Origin of the sequence: Arthrobacter sp. (assembly GCF_048266065.1) — a bacterium.
GTDB lineage: Bacteria > Actinomycetota > Actinomycetes > Actinomycetales > Micrococcaceae > Arthrobacter_H.
Map to the genome: position 1 here is coordinate 306,790 of NZ_JBLXAH010000001.1, position 14,324 is coordinate 321,113.

The window sequence follows — 14,324 nt, forward strand, 5'->3', positions numbered from 1 at the left end:
TGCGGATGCGCCTAGTCTGCGGGTCCAGTTCCGAAGCGGCCGCGGCTTGCGAGGATGCTTCCGGCCACGGGATCGCCCCACCAACCGACACCATCGTCGTCGTAGGTGAGATGCTCGGCAATGGTGCCGAGCGGTTCGGCGACATCGAAATCTGCGATCATTTCGCCGCATTCCGTGGGGTCCTCGTCGGCAGGGTTCTCCGTGCCACGGATCAGACCGGCGACGGGCCCCCAGGGGGACGTGTACACGATGTGCAGGGCATCGCCGGAGGTCCACGCATCGAAGACCTCGACGATCTGCCATTCCGTGGGACCGGCACTACCCAGTCGTTGTAGGCAGGCCAGCAGAACCTCCTGGATCCACGAGCGCTCGTGGATTTTCCCCAGGTCATAGATCAGCTGCTCGAGCCGGGGCGTCATCATGCATCGAGCGTAGCGTCGTCGGCGCCGGGAACCGATCGGAAACGGCCTGGAAGAAGACCACGTTCCCCTCACAGGTCCAGGGCCGGGGCAGTCGTCCCCAACATGCAGGGGCTCCCTGTCCGCGAGGTGGCGCCGCTGGCAGGATTAATACATGGAACACGTCACGAACGAGGTCGAGGTCAACGGGTGGGAAATCTCCCGTGCCGCCGGTCTCGCCCGGGACGGTTCCACCCGGCTGAAGGCCGCCGAAGCCCTGGCCCGGTTCGCCGAAGCGGAGAAGTTCCGTGCTGCGGCCATGCTCCACGCGGAAGCGCAACGCGCAGTGCCATCCCTGCTCGATGACCTCGACGATGAACCCGGCATGGGCATCTCGCTTCGCAGCGGAAACATGGCCTCGTTCGCTGCGACCGAGAGTGCCTCCCTGGAGATTGCCCTGGTGCTTGGCCTCTCACCCGGCCAGGGGCACCGGATCCTCGATCAAGCAGACACCCTGGTGGGGCAAACGCCGGAAGTCATCGAATCCCTGACCGCGGGCCGCATCGGTGCGGTCCACGTCCAGCGCATTCTCGATCAAGTCAAGACCATCCAGCCCGACGTGCCGCCCTATCCGGGCCGTCAGGCAGACGAGGCGACCCGGGAGGAATGGGAACGCGAGCGGGCACGGTTGGAGACCGCGGCCCAAGCGGCACGGAGGGATTTCGGTGCCGACATGCTCGCAGCTGCGCCCGGCAAGTCCCCGGCGCAGCTGCGCACCAGGGGCCGGCAACTCCTGGAAAAGTACTACGACATCTCCTACACGAAGCGGTGTCGGACGGCACTGCGTGACCGTCGCATCATCATCGAGGATGCCGCGGATGGGATGTCGTGGCTTTCCGCGTTTTTGCCGACCGCCCGCTGCCAGACCATGTATTCCATGGTGGATGCCGTGGCCAGGGCCTTGAAGGCCGACCCCGAAGCAGCAGCCGCCGTGTTGTCCCCCGATCCGGAGCAGCAGCCCACGTTGCCGGCGAAGGACCTCGCCGATGATCCCGCAGAACTGCGGACCCTGGAGCAACTGCGAGCGGATGTCTTCATGGACATGGTGCTCGACGGCGTCTGTGGAAAAGGGAACTCAGCGATCCAGCCCGAAGTCTTCGTCACCATTCCCGCCACGATGCTTCCGGGATTGCCCGGCGGGCCGCAGGGAATTGACGATACGGCCACCGACGGGACGGGGCCGTGCCCAGGGCCAGCGGGCGACGTTGGTGGGGCTGGCGATGATCCCCCGCCCGTCCAGGTGGGAACGGCAGAGCTTCCCCCCGGAGCCTTGGTGCCGACCCTCCTGGGCGGTGGACCCGTGGACCAGGAATCGGCAGCACGGTTCATGGCAGCCGCCAAGACCTGGTGGCGGGTCGTCACGGATCCGATGACTGGGGCCATCGTGGAGTTCGGGCAGAACAAGTACCGACCCACTGCAGCCCAACGGGCGGCCCTGAGGTTTCGTGATGGTGGCTGCTGCACACCGGGATGCCCCGGCCGGGTGGAACATTGCGATGCGGACCACGTCCAGGAGTGGCACGACGGCGGCGGGACTGACTTGGGCAATTTGGGAATGAGGTGTCGTCGCTGCCACCGGTTGAAGTCACTGGGTTTGCTTCATTTTGAACAAGGCGCCGACGGCAGCACCGTGGTGACCAGTCTTTTTGGAACGCGTCAGGGGACAAGTCCCTCGGCACCGTGGGCGGCCGGGACGGAACCATCGACGCGCGACGCCGACCCGGATGCGCCAGATGACGCGAGCACCCCGGGATCCACCGCAGGGAACCAAGAGGAGCCACCTGCCTGCGGGGAATGGGGAAAGGTCCAGGACGTTCCCGATCCGTCGTGTGAAAATCCGGAGTTTGGACGGTATGCGAAGTCCAGCCAGGCCAAGGGCGCTCGCAAGCGGCGGCTGAAGCGCAACGCTGGCGGCTATGCTCCTCGGAAATCCACTACCCAGGGCCGCGTGGATCCCTGGGAAAGCCATTCGGGCAGCGGCGAAGAAGGCACCGAAGACGTTCCGTTCTAGCCTCGTTCGGCACTCTTGCTGATGAGTACTTCACCTTCGAGCCCATCCGGGTCACGGAAGAACATGCTGAATTCCGACTCGAAATCATTGACCGTTCCGTCGCTGGCACCGGATTCGATGAGGCGGGCGCGGATGGTTTCAAAGGCTTCATGCGATGCAGCCGACAGCCCGAGGTGGTCAAGTCGTCCGCGGCCCCACATGGGTGTTTGCCGATCAGCCTCGGTGTTCCCGTCAATGACGAAGACGTTGAGGACCGTGGCGGGCCCGATCCTGATGTTCGTCATCGTCTCGCCGGGACCGTGGTCCCGGGTCTCGCCCACGACGGCATCGAAGACCGATTCATAGAAGGTCCCGAGTCGTTGGACGTCGTGTGAGATCACGGCAATGTGGTTGATTCCGTCAAGCAACACGAATTACCTGCCCCTTCTGAAGCGATTTCCTTTCGCCCAGTGTGCACTCAGGGCGAATGATCTGGCGAGCGAATTCGCCCGGCCTATTCGACCACGAAGAAATCCAACAACACTGATCCTGGTGCCCGCTCACCGCGCCCCACCAGAATGCGCGATGATAGCCAGCCCCACTTTCCCTGAGCGCGCATGCGCGGTGTGCAGCGAAAATAGATTCGTTCCGGGTCGACCGGTTCTTGACGTACGAGCCGGGCAATGTCCTCGGCCGAACCGGTGCGCAAACCGTAGTTCGAAACGTAGATGCGTTGACCGTCGTCGGTCTCGATGGCGTATTCCGCCTGCAGCTCGGTGAGTGTGTCCGATCTGAGTATTTGGAAGTCGGCTCCTGCCGGGAGGACGGTTCCCCGCAATTCCGGCCCCTCGACGGAGCCCCCGACTATTGGGATGATCCGCCGCGCCCCCTCTGGGGTGGGGCCGACCTCCACGGCAGGGGCAACCTCGATTCTCAGGGTTGCCAGGAACTCGAGTCTCGGTGCCACAGCCACACGTGGTCCGTTTGAATTTGATGTCATAGAGATGCCTCCTGGACTGCTTCGGGGTGTAGTTTCGCGCTTCGCCGCTGTTCGCGTCGTTCGCGCTGTATTCGTGGATCTGGAACCGGGGCGGCGGCAATGAGCCGTTGTGTGTATGGATGTTGAGGAGCGTCGCAGATCCTGCGACTTTCGCCCTCCTCGACGATCCGTCCTTGCTCGAGGACAATCGCTCGATCTGCAAATTCCCGCACGACGGCGAGATCGTGCGTGATGAACAAGTAGGCGACATTCGTTTGTGACTGGATCTCGCCGAGGAGCTCCAGCACGGCGGCCTGGGTGGATACGTCGAGGGCGCTGGTTGGCTCGTCACAGATGACAAGGGCCGGATCAAGCGCCAACGCGCGTGCGATGGCGATCCGCTGGCGCTGGCCGCCCGAGAAGTTCCCGGGATATCGCCCGACAGTATCGGTCGGCATCTTCACCCGTTCCAGCAATTCGGCGATGCGGGCGCTGGCGGTTGCGCGAGTATAGGCGCCGGAGGCCGTGAGCGGCTCCGCTAGGATCTGGCCGATGGACAATGCTGGGTTCAGCGAGCCGTAAGGGTTCTGGAAAATCACCTGCATTTGGTTTGCCAGTGTCCGGCGTTCACGACGGCCGAGTGCGCTGATCTCTTGTTCTCGGAACTTGATCGAACCCCCTTTGGAAGGAGTGAGACCGAGAATTGCCTTTCCAATCGTCGACTTGCCGGATCCGGACTCGCCGACCAACGCCAGGGTTTCGCCTTCGTGAAGGTCGAAGCTGACATCTTGGATGACGCGGAGCGGACGACTTTTGAATCCGGGTTTGCGGTATTCAACAGCCAGCGAGTTGACCTCAAGCAGTTTCTTGTTCACGACTGCAACTCCTTTGCCAGGCTGGGCGTGGCGGCGATCAGTTTCTGTGTGTATTCCTGCGCAGGACGGTAGAAGATATCGTCCGGCAGACCCTGCTCCACGACCTCTCCTTGCGACATGATCAGGATGCGGTCGCAGAGGTCGGCGACGACGCCGAGGTCGTGCGTGACGAGGATGATCGACATGCCGGTTTGATCCCTCAGATCACGCAGCAGATCCAGGATCTCTGCTTGGACGGTGACATCGAGGGCTGTGGTCGGTTCGTCGGCAATGAGCAGTTTGGGAGAGCCGGCTAGTGCAATGGCAATGACGACGCGTTGGATCATGCCTCCTGAGAGCTCGTGTGGATACTTCCGAAGGAGGCGCCCGGGGTCGGGCAGCTGCACCTGCCGCAACAGTTCGAGGGCACGCCCATTCAGGTCGCGGCGAGTGCCACGGTGATGCAGCCGGAGGACCTCGGTCAGTTGGCTGCTTATGGTGAATGCAGGATCGAGGGCAACCATTGGTTCCTGGGAGACCAACCCGATCTCGCTCCCGCGGATCTCTTCGTATTCCGACTCGGTCAACGAGGAAATTTCGCGCCCATCAAGGAATGCGCAGCCGGAGGTGACCTCCCCGTTGGCAGGCAGCAGGCCGAGCAGGCTGAGCGCCGTCACGGTCTTTCCACTTCCAGACTCGCCCACGAGGCCGAGGATTTCGCCCGCCTGGATGCTCCAGTTCAGCTGCTTCACGGTTGGCTCGATGCCTCCGTCGGTTCGGAAACCGACCGAGTAATCATGCACGGCCAGACGGGCGCCCTGATCGGATGAGGGAAGGGAGACATTGCTGCGTCGGTCAATCGGACGTTTTGGGTAGAGAGGGGCAGCTGGCTGCTTCTTGCTTTCAGAAGATAGGTCACGAAGGCCATCACCGAGAAAACCAAAGGCAAAGGTCAGCAGGGCGATGACTCCACCGGTGACGGCGAGGAAGAAGCCATGGGCCGACATCACTTCAGCAGCTTCTCCGACCATCGAACCCCAACTGGGAGCGGGCGGCTTGCTGGCTACCCCCAAGAACCCCAGGCCCGTTTGCACGGAGAGGGCAACTCCACTGAAAATTGAAAGCTGGACCAAAACCGGGCCTACAACTCCGGGCAGGATGTGGCGGGCGATGATACGCATATCCCCGAGGCCCGAAACCACAGCGGCAGAAACATAGAGCTCCTCCTTCAAGGTCAGGACCGATCCCCGGACGATTCGGATGAGGTTGCCCGAAGCCAGCACACCCAGGGTGACCATCGCGGCGGTTTGGCTCTGGCTGAACACTGCCAGTACCGCAAGGATGATGATCATGTTCGGCAGCGCCATGAACATGTCCACGATGATGCCTACGCACTTGTCGACCCAGCCGCCCAGATATCCTGCCACGGAGCCGAGGGCAACCCCGCAGACAACGAAGACGATCAGGGCAATCGCAACACCGAGTAGGGCCGGCTGTCCGCCGTAGAGTAGTCGGCTGAGGATGTCGCGACCGAGCGAATCAGTTCCGAGCAGGTGCTGGGCGGAAGGGCCAGACAGCGCTGATGGAAGGTTCTGTGCCAGTGGGTCGTAGGGGGCCAGAATTCCAGCGCAAATAACGGCCAGACTTACCAATGCAATGAACGCCAGGGGTATGGCGACGGCCAAACGACGCCGTACCCCCTTCCGTCGTGGCCCCTTCCGGACCGCCGAGCTGGGGGAGGCAAGTGGGGAACTCATGAAAGTCGCACCTTCGGATTGAGTACGGTGTAGGCCATGTCGACGATCAAGTTGATGATGACGACGATGACCGTAAAGGTCAGGACGACTCCCTGCGTAACAGGGGTGTCATGGTTATTGATGGCTCCAACGGCCAACGTGCCGAGACCGGGCAATGCGAAAACATTCTCGATAAGCACGGTGCCCGAAAGGCAATGGATCATGGTCAGCCCCGTCATGGTCAGGATCGGGATCCCCGCGTTCTTCAACGCGTGTCTCCACACGATCGATGAGCGTTTGACCCCTGCTGCCCGGAGCGTACGGATGTAGTCCATGTCCAATGTCGTCTTCATGCTGTCGCGGGTGACCTTGGCGATGGAAGCAAGGCCATGCAGCGCCAACGCTGCCCAGGGCAGGATCAAGCACAACAGCCAGGCGCTCGGCGAATCTCCGAATCGGGTGTAGCCGGTGGCCGGGAAAAGCGGGAGGCTGATAGCCAAGATCGACACCAGTACCAGGCCCAGCCAGAAATTCGGGAGAGAGAACCCGACCATGGACAGGGCATCAACGGCCTTGCTAATCCTCTGGCCCCGCGTGGCGCTGATGACGCCGAAGACGATTCCGATGGTCGCGGCAAGCACGACCGTCCCGACCATCAGGGCGAGGGTGACCGGCAAGCGCTGGAGCACACTGGTGGCTACGGGGATAGACGTGAATATCGAGTCTCCCAAGTCGCCGTGCAACAGCCCGCCGAGATAGTCGCCGTAACGGGTGAGGAACGGAGCGTCTAGGTTCATGGCCACCCGTAGTTGTTCGTACTGCTCCTGAGAAGCGTTGACTCCGAGGAGCGTACGGGCTGGGTCGCCAGGCACCAGAGCCTGCAGCAGGTATGTAATTGCTGAGACCAGGATGATCAACGGTATTGAGACCAGCAGGCGGTGCCAGAGGATCTTAAGCATTGGGTTTTTCCCCTCAGGAGTCGAGGTCGATGTCTCGGTTACTTGTTCCCAACTGGTTGCCAGTCATAGATGTACGAGAGCTTGGGTGTCTCACCGAGGAACTTCAGGTCCTGGATCTTCGTCTTGTCGTAGATGAAAATCTCGTTGGCCTTGACCACCGGCAGAGTCACTGCCTTTTCAACCAGGACCCGCATCATGGCCTTGGCGGCGGCACCCTCGGGATCGTCTCCGGCGGCCTGAAGCTTCTTGTAGGCCTTGTCGATGTCGGGATCATCAACGTTGAATGGATTCAGTACACCCCCGGGCAGCCAGCCCATCTGGGAAGCCAGCAGCAACGGACGTCCTGAGGAGTCTTGCTGGAAGGCCCCATACTTCAACGAGACGAGCTTGCTGACCCATTCGCCGGTGTTCGCTCCCGGCTCGAGCTGGACCTTTACGCCTACCTTTTTCAACTGGGCGGCGATCGACTGGACCATCTTGGTGCTGGGTGCTTGCTGACCCTTGTAGGGGACCCCCAACGTGAATCCGTCGGCATAACCGGCTTCCGCCAACAGCTTCTTGGCCTTCTCCGGGTTGTACTCGTAGTAGTTGCTCAATTTGGGGTCGTATCCGGTGTTGGAGTCGCCGGGGACCATCGGTTGCGATTCCGCTGTTCCGTATTCGCCATAGACCGCCTTGGCGATGGCCTCGCGGTCGATGGCGTAATTTAATGCCTGACGGACCTTCTCATTGGCCAGGGCTGGCGACACCTTTCCCTCACGGTCAGCGAAGTAGAGTCCGTTCCAGAAGGTAGGACTACTGACCACCCCGATCTCATCGTTGCCCTTCACCTCGGACATGATGGAAACGTCGCCCTGCATGACATCCACTTGGCCTGTTTTCAAAGCCTGAACCTGCGAGGTGACATTTGGAATCACACGGATGGTGACTTTGTCGTACTTGGTTTGTTGGGGATCGTAGTAGTTCTCGTTGGGAACATAGACATACTTGTCGCCGCTGACCGTTTGAGCCGGATCCAGCTGGTAGGGCCCTGCGCCGAAGGTTGCTGCGTTCAGTGCCTTGGGGTTTTCCAGACCCTTCGGGCTGATGATTCCCCCGCCCATGAACTTGGGGGTGAGCAAGGTCGGCATCAATGGATTGTCGGTGGGACTCGAGATCACCATTTCACTGTCGGAGGTCGGCTGGACGTCCAGATCCTTGAAATAGACGTTCGATGGACCGCTGCCCTTTTTGAAGTAGTTGATGGAGGCCGCGACGTCCTTGGAAGTCAGGGGTGTCCCGTCCGCGAACTTCACGTCCGGGCGCAAAGTGACCTTGAGTCGCTTGAAGTTCTTCCCGAGGAACTCCCATTTCTCGGCTAGACCCGGGACGAGCTTGCCGTCCGCATCGCGTGAGATCAGGGACTGATAAGCCAGATCAACGAACCAGCTGGATGTATTGCCATTGGCTGCGATAGCCGGGTCCAGGCCGATGGGTTCACTTGAGATGGCCAACGTGAGGTCGTCGTGCCCGGATGCGGCCGAGCCGGCAGAAGCGCAACCGGCGAGCGATAAGGCAGCTGCAAGCGCGACGGCGGTAAGGGAAAGGTGACGGGGAGCCATGGGATTCCTCTCTGAATTCCTGGGCAGGTGATGATGGGGTTGGTTAGATGTGGGCGGCGCGTACGCTGTTCGCGGATACGACGGGTAGCTCGATTCGGCTCGGGTGTAATTTGCCGAACTTGACGGTTTGTCGGGCGACTTTGCTGGTGTCGCTGTCGTAGATCGTCCCTCCGGTGTTCGGGTTCGCGTCCCACCGGGGGAAACTGCTGGAGGTGATGTCGACCCGCAGGCGGTGGCCAGCAAGGAAGGCATGGGCTGTGGCGAGAAGCCCGATGTGCAATTCAAGATCCTCGCCCGGCTCGGCCGGCTTCCGGCGTCCAGGGAGGTAAACGCCATCGATGGTGAAGCTATCCCGTTCGGAGACGCGGACGATGCCGTTGGCTATGAGGATCGAGCTGCCGTCCGGGTGGACATCGCAGAGGGACGCGACGAAGTCGGTATCGACCGCATCCGAGGCGGCATGCAGGTTTACGGTGACGGTCCCCAGAACATGCAGCGCACTTGCCAGCGGTTCGCTGGTGAATGAGATGACGTCGTCGCGCTCGTACAGTTCGTTTTGGGCCACGGGACCCACTGGGAATTCCGGGGCCAGGAGGATGGCGCCCCCCAACGTGGGGGCCGGGTCCTCGGGATCGTATGTGTAAGAGGTCGTGCCGGGTTCAATGGAACCCGTGTGCAGGAGAGAATTGTCCGGACCAAAATGCCATGATTCCACTTTGGAGGCCGGCGGCGGGAACTCCTCGAAGCCTAGCCATTGGTTGATCCCCATCATGAAGAGTCTCACTGGAGGCACTCCGATGAGTGCTTCTTCCTTATCCTTGATGGTGGCGTCGAACCACCGCACGATCTGGCCAGTTAGCGACTCGCCTTGGCACGCGTGAGTCGCTTTAGCCAGGGATCCAAAAGCCAGATCTCCGAGGCGATCGGTCGACTGGCGATGCGACCACGGCCCGATCAGAAGGTGTGGCGTTTGGGCACCGGAGTCTGCTGAGGCGGCGTGCAGTCCTGCGTATTGGGACAGTGTTGAACCCAGGAAACAGTCGAACCAGCCGCCAACGATAAACGCCGCAGGTTTGATATCCGCATAGCGTCCCTGCGTGCGGCTGACATGCCTCCAGGGTGCCTCCGCAGACTCGCCGAAGGTCTTGCTGGCGTCGGCCAGGAACCCGGGGACTTCGTCGTGTATGCGCGAAAATGGGCGCAGATCATAGATTTCCTGTGAGTCGAATCGCTTCTGTGTTCTCGAATATGTGCTGACCAGCGATCCGGCGTCGAGTCCTGTGTGACTCCGTCGGAGTTCCTCGAAAGCGATGGAGCCGTGGGCCCAATTAAGCCGGCTGCCGAATTCGTGCGCGCCGCCGCGCATGAGAAATCCGTTGAAAACTGAATGCGACGGCGGATTGATGGGGACAATGGAACGGAGCGGTTCCGGGCCACCGAGCGCAGCGCTCCATTGGGTTTCAGCGCCGTAGGATGAGCCCCACATGCCGACACGTCCATCGGAGCCCGGCAACGTCGCGGCCCAGCGCACGGTATCGGCCCCATCATGCTCTTCATGAAGTGATGGCTCAAACAGGCCGTCGGAGGCGAATCGCCCACGGACGTCCTGGAAGACCAGAACATAGCCACTCTTCACTACCCTCACAATGTCCACGTCACGCAGCATTGGTTCCCGGGACTTGCTGTACGGGTGACGCATCACGATGACCGGGTGGGATTGGCCATCATCAGGTCGGTAAATGTCGGCTCGAAGCTCCGTGCCGTCTCGCATCGTCGCGACGGCGTTGAGCTGAATTCTGATGTCGTTTATTGGTGAAGGGGATTTTTTCCCATAGGAGGTGGTGGTCATTACTTCTCCTTATGTGTCGCAGGCCACAACGGCGTGAAACCATTGTGCTGAACTATCATTGAGAAATGCAATGATTGTTTTATGCCATTAAGGTATCGACTCATGTGTTTTGGCATCACTCGAGAGTGTTCGGCCGATGCAACCCGCCTGCGGGGTTTTGGCATGTGTGCGGACAGTAGGATGTTTGCAATTGGTGTCTTGAACGACGCCGCTAAACGAGAGGATTTCCCGGTGGAGGCGGAACGTTGGCTGCGTGCATCCGGGCTCGCTGATGAGCTTGGTTTTATCGTCTCCCGCGTACGCAGTGAGATCATGATTCCCATTGAGGAGACCATGGAAGGGCATGGCCTCAAACGCCATGCGTATGCGGTCCTCGCCCTCGCCTGCACCGAATTGGGTCCCACCCAGCGCGAACTGGCGAGCATCGTCCGGCTGGACCCGAGCCGGTTGGTGTCCGTTCTGGATGACCTGGAGAGTGAGGGGCTCGTGGCGCGTCGACAGGATCCGCTAGACAGAAGATCCCGGCGGATACAGGCAACTGACGAAGGGCGTGTTGTCCGGGCGCAAGCTGCCGAAGCGGTGGGTGCGACCATTGATGAATTGCTCCACGTGTTCACCTCGGGCGAGCGAAGGAGCCTCGTGGATCTGTTGCAGCGACTGGCCTTCTGTGGGGACAAGGGCTAACGGACCCGGGGCACGAAGGGCGGTGGAGAAAGCTCGGCCCCGCCGGGGACCATTACAGCCGGGTCCCGGCACGTTGTCGGATTTGTTCAAGACGCGGGCCGGCCGTGAGACGTTCACTGGGGGAGTACCCCACTCCCGAAAGGACCCCTCATGACCACCGAATCCACGACGCCGGGCGAACTGAGAGCTCCGGTTTCCGGAGACCACACCACCGACGGAGTGCCCCATGGCTATACCTCGCTGACACCGTTCCTCGTGGTGGAGCCGGCCACCGCGGCCATTGCCTTCTATTGCGAGGTCTTTGGTGCCAAGGTTTTGTCCCGGATGCCCGGTGCACCCATGCCCGATGGGACGCCCACCGTCTCGCATGCCGAACTCGACTTCGGCCGCGGCATCCTGCAGCTGGGGGACCCGATGGCGGGCAATGGGCTCAAACCCCAGGATCCGTCCGCGGTGAACGGCTCGATCTGCGTGTATGTGCCAGACGTGGACGCCGTCGTCGCCAAGGCCGTCGAACGTGGAGCCACGATCGCCGAGCAGCCCTCGAACTTCGTCTCCGGCGATCGGTTCGCGAGCATCATGGATCCCTTCGCCCGACGCTGGAGCGTCATGACCCGGGTGGAGGATCTCTCCCGGGAGGAGTCGGAGGCCCGGGTCAACGTGTGGTTGGAGCAGTTCCTGGCTGGCGGAGATACCGCGTAGGAGTCATCCCGGTCACCGCGGAGAAATCACGTGAGAAGTGCGCCTGATCGGCATAGCCGAGCGCATATGCCAGCCGGGCCAGGTCGGGCCCCGATCCCTGGGCCAACAGGTGGGCAGCCTCTTGGAGGCGACGCCGCTGGATCAGCCATTTGGGGGTGAGGCCCAGCCGGTCGCGCACCAGCCGCTGCAGGGAGCGCTCGCCGAGCCCGAAGCGTGACGCAAGCATCCTGACCTGGAGTAGGCCGCCGTCGTTCTCCGCCTCATCCGCGACGCGGTTGATGAGCAATCCCTCCTCGTCCACTCCCTCTGGAAGCCGGGCAGCGAGCCAGTTCTCAAAGACCTCGAGGTACTGCGGCCGGGGGACGGGCCCGCCATCTGCCTGCTGGGGTGTGACGGGCTTCTGCGTTGCCAATGCGCTGGCGATGTCGGGCCCAACGGTGAAGCCAAAGGACTCTGCCGCCCGGCTGGAATCGGCGAGTTCGGCCAGGGGAACATCGGAGATCAGGGCACCGACGGCAGGTTGGAGGAGCACGCCGAAGGCGCTGCCCTTCCCTGCCAGTCGCCGCCGGCTCAGCCCGGTGACGGGTCCGAAGAGCCGTCCGTGTGGATCCGGGGTGGTCCCGCCGATCTCCACCACCAGATTGCATGCGGGGTAGGCGAGAATCCGTTGCTCGTGCTCGGTATCCGCGGGGATGTCCCAGGTGGAGATCCAGTAGTGCCGGATGAGTCCGGCCATCGGTGGCGCCGGGTCGTGGCGGGTCAGTTCCACGCTCCCCGCTCCGGAGGGGCGCAGGGGACCGCGGCTGGTGGGCATGGAGCCATCGTTGCAGGCGGGCCACCGGGTGTCGATGGATTGCGGCACTTCAATGACCTGACCTGATGCGGATCGCCTTGCGATCGTCCCGACGCCGGTCAGCCTCCGGCTGGCGGTGCGCCGGCATTCAGTGGGAACACGAGGAGCGATCCCGAGGCCGTGGCGACCACCTTTCCCGCGGCGTCCACCACCTCTGCCTCGGCGAACGCGACCCGTCGACCGGGTTTGATGACGCGGCCGGTGCAGCGTAGCGGGCCACTGTCCGCGGTGACCGGTCGCAGGTAGTTCACCTTGATTTCAATGGAGGTGTATCCCATCCCGGCGGGCAGCGTCGAATGCGTTGCGCAGCCCAAGGCGGAGTCCAGCACGGTGCAGACCAACCCGCCATGCACCATGCCGATGGGGTTGTAGTGGGAATCGTCGGGCTGGCAGGTGAAGGTCACCAGGCCATGCTGGACGTCGATGAGGTCCATCTCCATATGGGCGGCGATGGGCGCTGCGGGCAGTTCGCCGGAGGCCATCTTCTGCAGGTACTCCAGGCCGGCGAGGGTGGGCATCGCCGCGAGTGCCTCGTCGACGTCGTGCCAGGTGATGGTCTTTTCGCGGGATGTCACGTGTTCGCTCCTATCAGTGCGTGGTGGTGTCGGGCAGCGGGACGTTCTGCAGGCGCAACTGGCCGCGGGCGAGCACCTTCCCGGTCCCGGCGTTGGTGATGATGACCTCCCAGAGCTGCTGGGTGCGGCCCTGGTGCAGGGCGCGCGCTTCGACGGTGGCTTGGGCGGCGGTGGCGGGCCTGAGGAAGTCGGTGGCGTTGTGGACGCCGACGGCGAATTCGTCCCGTTCGAGGACGGCGTGGCTGGCGCCGATGCTTCCGGCGCTTTCGACCAGGGTGGTGTAGACGCCGCCGTGGACGACACCCCAGGGGGTGTGGTGGTCGGCGTCGAGTTCGACGTGTCCGCGTACCCGGGTGGTGGTGACCTCGTCGACCACCAGGCCGGAGGCGGCCACGAACTTGCTGGCCGCGGCCAAGGACACGTCGGGGGCTCCTGGTGCATCGGACATGGTTGAGCTCCTTCGACCTGACTTCTATGATTGAAGTCAGCCTAGGGTGCCGGTCCAGGAGCGTCAATCACCCGGACCACCCGGACAGGAGGAAACCATGCAGTGGCTCGACTACGACACCGCACACTGCTCGATCCAGAAAACGCTGGAGTTGGTGGGGGAGAAATGGACGTTCCTGGTCCTGCGTGAGGCATTCAACGGGGTCCGGCGCTTTGACCAGATCCGCGACCATGTCGGACTGTCCGATTCGATCCTCTCCAACCGGCTGCGCAAACTGGTCGAGGGCGGCCTGCTCACGGTGGAGCCGTACCGTGAACTGGGTCGACGCACGCGCAGCGAATACCGGCTCACCGACCAGGCCGCGGAGCTCTACCCGGTGATCATCGGCCTGCTGCAATGGGGCGACCGGCACCTGACGGCGCCCTCCGGACCGGCCGTGATCGTGACGCACCGCGATTGCGGGGAACCGGTTCAGGCGGTGGTCCGCTGCGCGGCCGGCCACGAGCTGGACGGGCCCAAGGCCGGGCACGCCGAACCGGGCCCGGGCGCACACCGGCTCGATACCGCGCAGCACGCCCCCTGAACCTGGCCTGACCGCATCGGTCGACGTGCACCAGTGCGCGCGGGACCACCGGC

At 62.5% G+C, this 14,324-nt stretch carries 15 protein-coding genes; 4 read left to right on the top strand and 11 right to left on the bottom strand.

Going from position 1 to position 14,324, the window contains the following annotated elements; genetic code table 11:
* Positions 1–11: 11 nt before the first annotated feature.
* Positions 12–422, bottom strand: a complete 411-nt coding sequence (locus ACN0TP_RS01530; protein WP_417215709.1) for a hypothetical protein — start codon at positions 420–422, stop codon at positions 12–14.
* Between the two features lie 151 nt (positions 423–573).
* Between ACN0TP_RS01530 and ACN0TP_RS01535 the strand changes: the two genes are divergently transcribed.
* Entirely contained in the window at positions 574–2,469 is a 1,896-nt protein-coding gene (locus tag ACN0TP_RS01535; protein ID WP_417215711.1) for a DUF222 domain-containing protein, read from the top strand.
* On the opposite strand, the gene ACN0TP_RS01540 is transcribed toward ACN0TP_RS01535, so the two are convergent.
* The 7 genes from ACN0TP_RS01540 to ACN0TP_RS01570 form a co-directional block, all read right to left on the bottom strand.
* Positions 2,466–2,879, bottom strand: coding sequence for a VOC family protein (locus ACN0TP_RS01540; protein ID WP_417215714.1), 414 nt, complete (start codon positions 2,877–2,879; stop codon positions 2,466–2,468). The two genes, ACN0TP_RS01535 and ACN0TP_RS01540, sit on opposite strands and share 4 nt — an antisense overlap.
* An 83-nt stretch (positions 2,880–2,962) precedes the next feature.
* A complete protein-coding gene (locus tag ACN0TP_RS01545; RefSeq protein ID WP_417215716.1) occupies positions 2,963–3,448 on the bottom strand; it encodes a DUF3237 domain-containing protein in 486 nt (161 codons plus the stop codon).
* Positions 3,445–4,302, bottom strand: a complete 858-nt coding sequence (locus ACN0TP_RS01550) for an ABC transporter ATP-binding protein (RefSeq protein ID WP_417215719.1) — start codon at positions 4,300–4,302, stop codon at positions 3,445–3,447. The genes ACN0TP_RS01545 and ACN0TP_RS01550 overlap by 4 nt, the downstream gene beginning before the upstream one ends.
* A complete protein-coding gene (locus ACN0TP_RS01555; RefSeq protein ID WP_417215721.1) occupies positions 4,299–5,966 on the bottom strand; it encodes an ATP-binding cassette domain-containing protein in 1,668 nt (555 codons plus the stop codon). Before ACN0TP_RS01555 ends, ACN0TP_RS01550 begins: the two co-directional genes overlap by 4 nt.
* A 68-nt stretch (positions 5,967–6,034) precedes the next feature.
* Positions 6,035–6,976, bottom strand: a complete 942-nt coding sequence (locus ACN0TP_RS01560) for an ABC transporter permease (RefSeq protein ID WP_417215723.1) — start codon at positions 6,974–6,976, stop codon at positions 6,035–6,037.
* A 38-nt stretch (positions 6,977–7,014) separates the two neighbouring features.
* Positions 7,015–8,577 (bottom strand): ABC transporter substrate-binding protein, encoded by a 1,563-nt coding sequence (locus ACN0TP_RS01565; protein ID WP_417215726.1) that lies wholly within the window; start codon positions 8,575–8,577, stop codon positions 7,015–7,017.
* A 43-nt stretch (positions 8,578–8,620) separates the two neighbouring features.
* Positions 8,621–10,426 carry a CocE/NonD family hydrolase gene (locus ACN0TP_RS01570; protein ID WP_417215728.1) on the bottom strand — a complete coding sequence of 602 codons (1,806 nt, stop codon included), beginning with the start codon at positions 10,424–10,426 and terminating at the stop codon, positions 8,621–8,623.
* Positions 10,427–10,624: 198 nt separating this feature from the next.
* Here ACN0TP_RS01570 and ACN0TP_RS01575 point away from each other — a divergent pair, with 198 nt between their 5' ends.
* Both ACN0TP_RS01575 and ACN0TP_RS01580 read left to right on the top strand, forming a co-directional pair.
* Positions 10,625–11,110, top strand: a complete 486-nt coding sequence (locus ACN0TP_RS01575) for a MarR family winged helix-turn-helix transcriptional regulator (RefSeq protein WP_417215729.1) — start codon at positions 10,625–10,627, stop codon at positions 11,108–11,110.
* A 150-nt stretch (positions 11,111–11,260) separates the two neighbouring features.
* Positions 11,261–11,812 carry a VOC family protein gene (locus tag ACN0TP_RS01580; protein ID WP_417215732.1) on the top strand — a complete coding sequence of 184 codons (552 nt, stop codon included), beginning with the start codon at positions 11,261–11,263 and terminating at the stop codon, positions 11,810–11,812.
* On the opposite strand, the gene ACN0TP_RS01585 is transcribed toward ACN0TP_RS01580, so the two are convergent.
* From ACN0TP_RS01585 to ACN0TP_RS01595, 3 genes are all read right to left on the bottom strand, one after another.
* Positions 11,766–12,626, bottom strand: a complete 861-nt coding sequence (locus tag ACN0TP_RS01585; RefSeq protein ID WP_417215735.1) for an AraC family transcriptional regulator — start codon at positions 12,624–12,626, stop codon at positions 11,766–11,768. The two genes, ACN0TP_RS01580 and ACN0TP_RS01585, sit on opposite strands and share 47 nt — an antisense overlap.
* A gap of 98 nt (positions 12,627–12,724) precedes the next feature.
* Positions 12,725–13,240 carry a PaaI family thioesterase gene (locus tag ACN0TP_RS01590; protein WP_417215738.1) on the bottom strand — a complete coding sequence of 172 codons (516 nt, stop codon included), beginning with the start codon at positions 13,238–13,240 and terminating at the stop codon, positions 12,725–12,727.
* 13 nt (positions 13,241–13,253) lie between these two features.
* Positions 13,254–13,688 (bottom strand): PaaI family thioesterase, encoded by a 435-nt coding sequence (locus ACN0TP_RS01595; RefSeq protein WP_417215740.1) that lies wholly within the window; start codon positions 13,686–13,688, stop codon positions 13,254–13,256.
* A 97-nt stretch (positions 13,689–13,785) separates the two neighbouring features.
* Here ACN0TP_RS01595 and ACN0TP_RS01600 point away from each other — a divergent pair, with 97 nt between their 5' ends.
* Positions 13,786–14,271, top strand: coding sequence for a winged helix-turn-helix transcriptional regulator (locus tag ACN0TP_RS01600; RefSeq protein WP_417215742.1), 486 nt, complete (start codon positions 13,786–13,788; stop codon positions 14,269–14,271).
* Positions 14,272–14,324 lie beyond the last annotated feature (53 nt).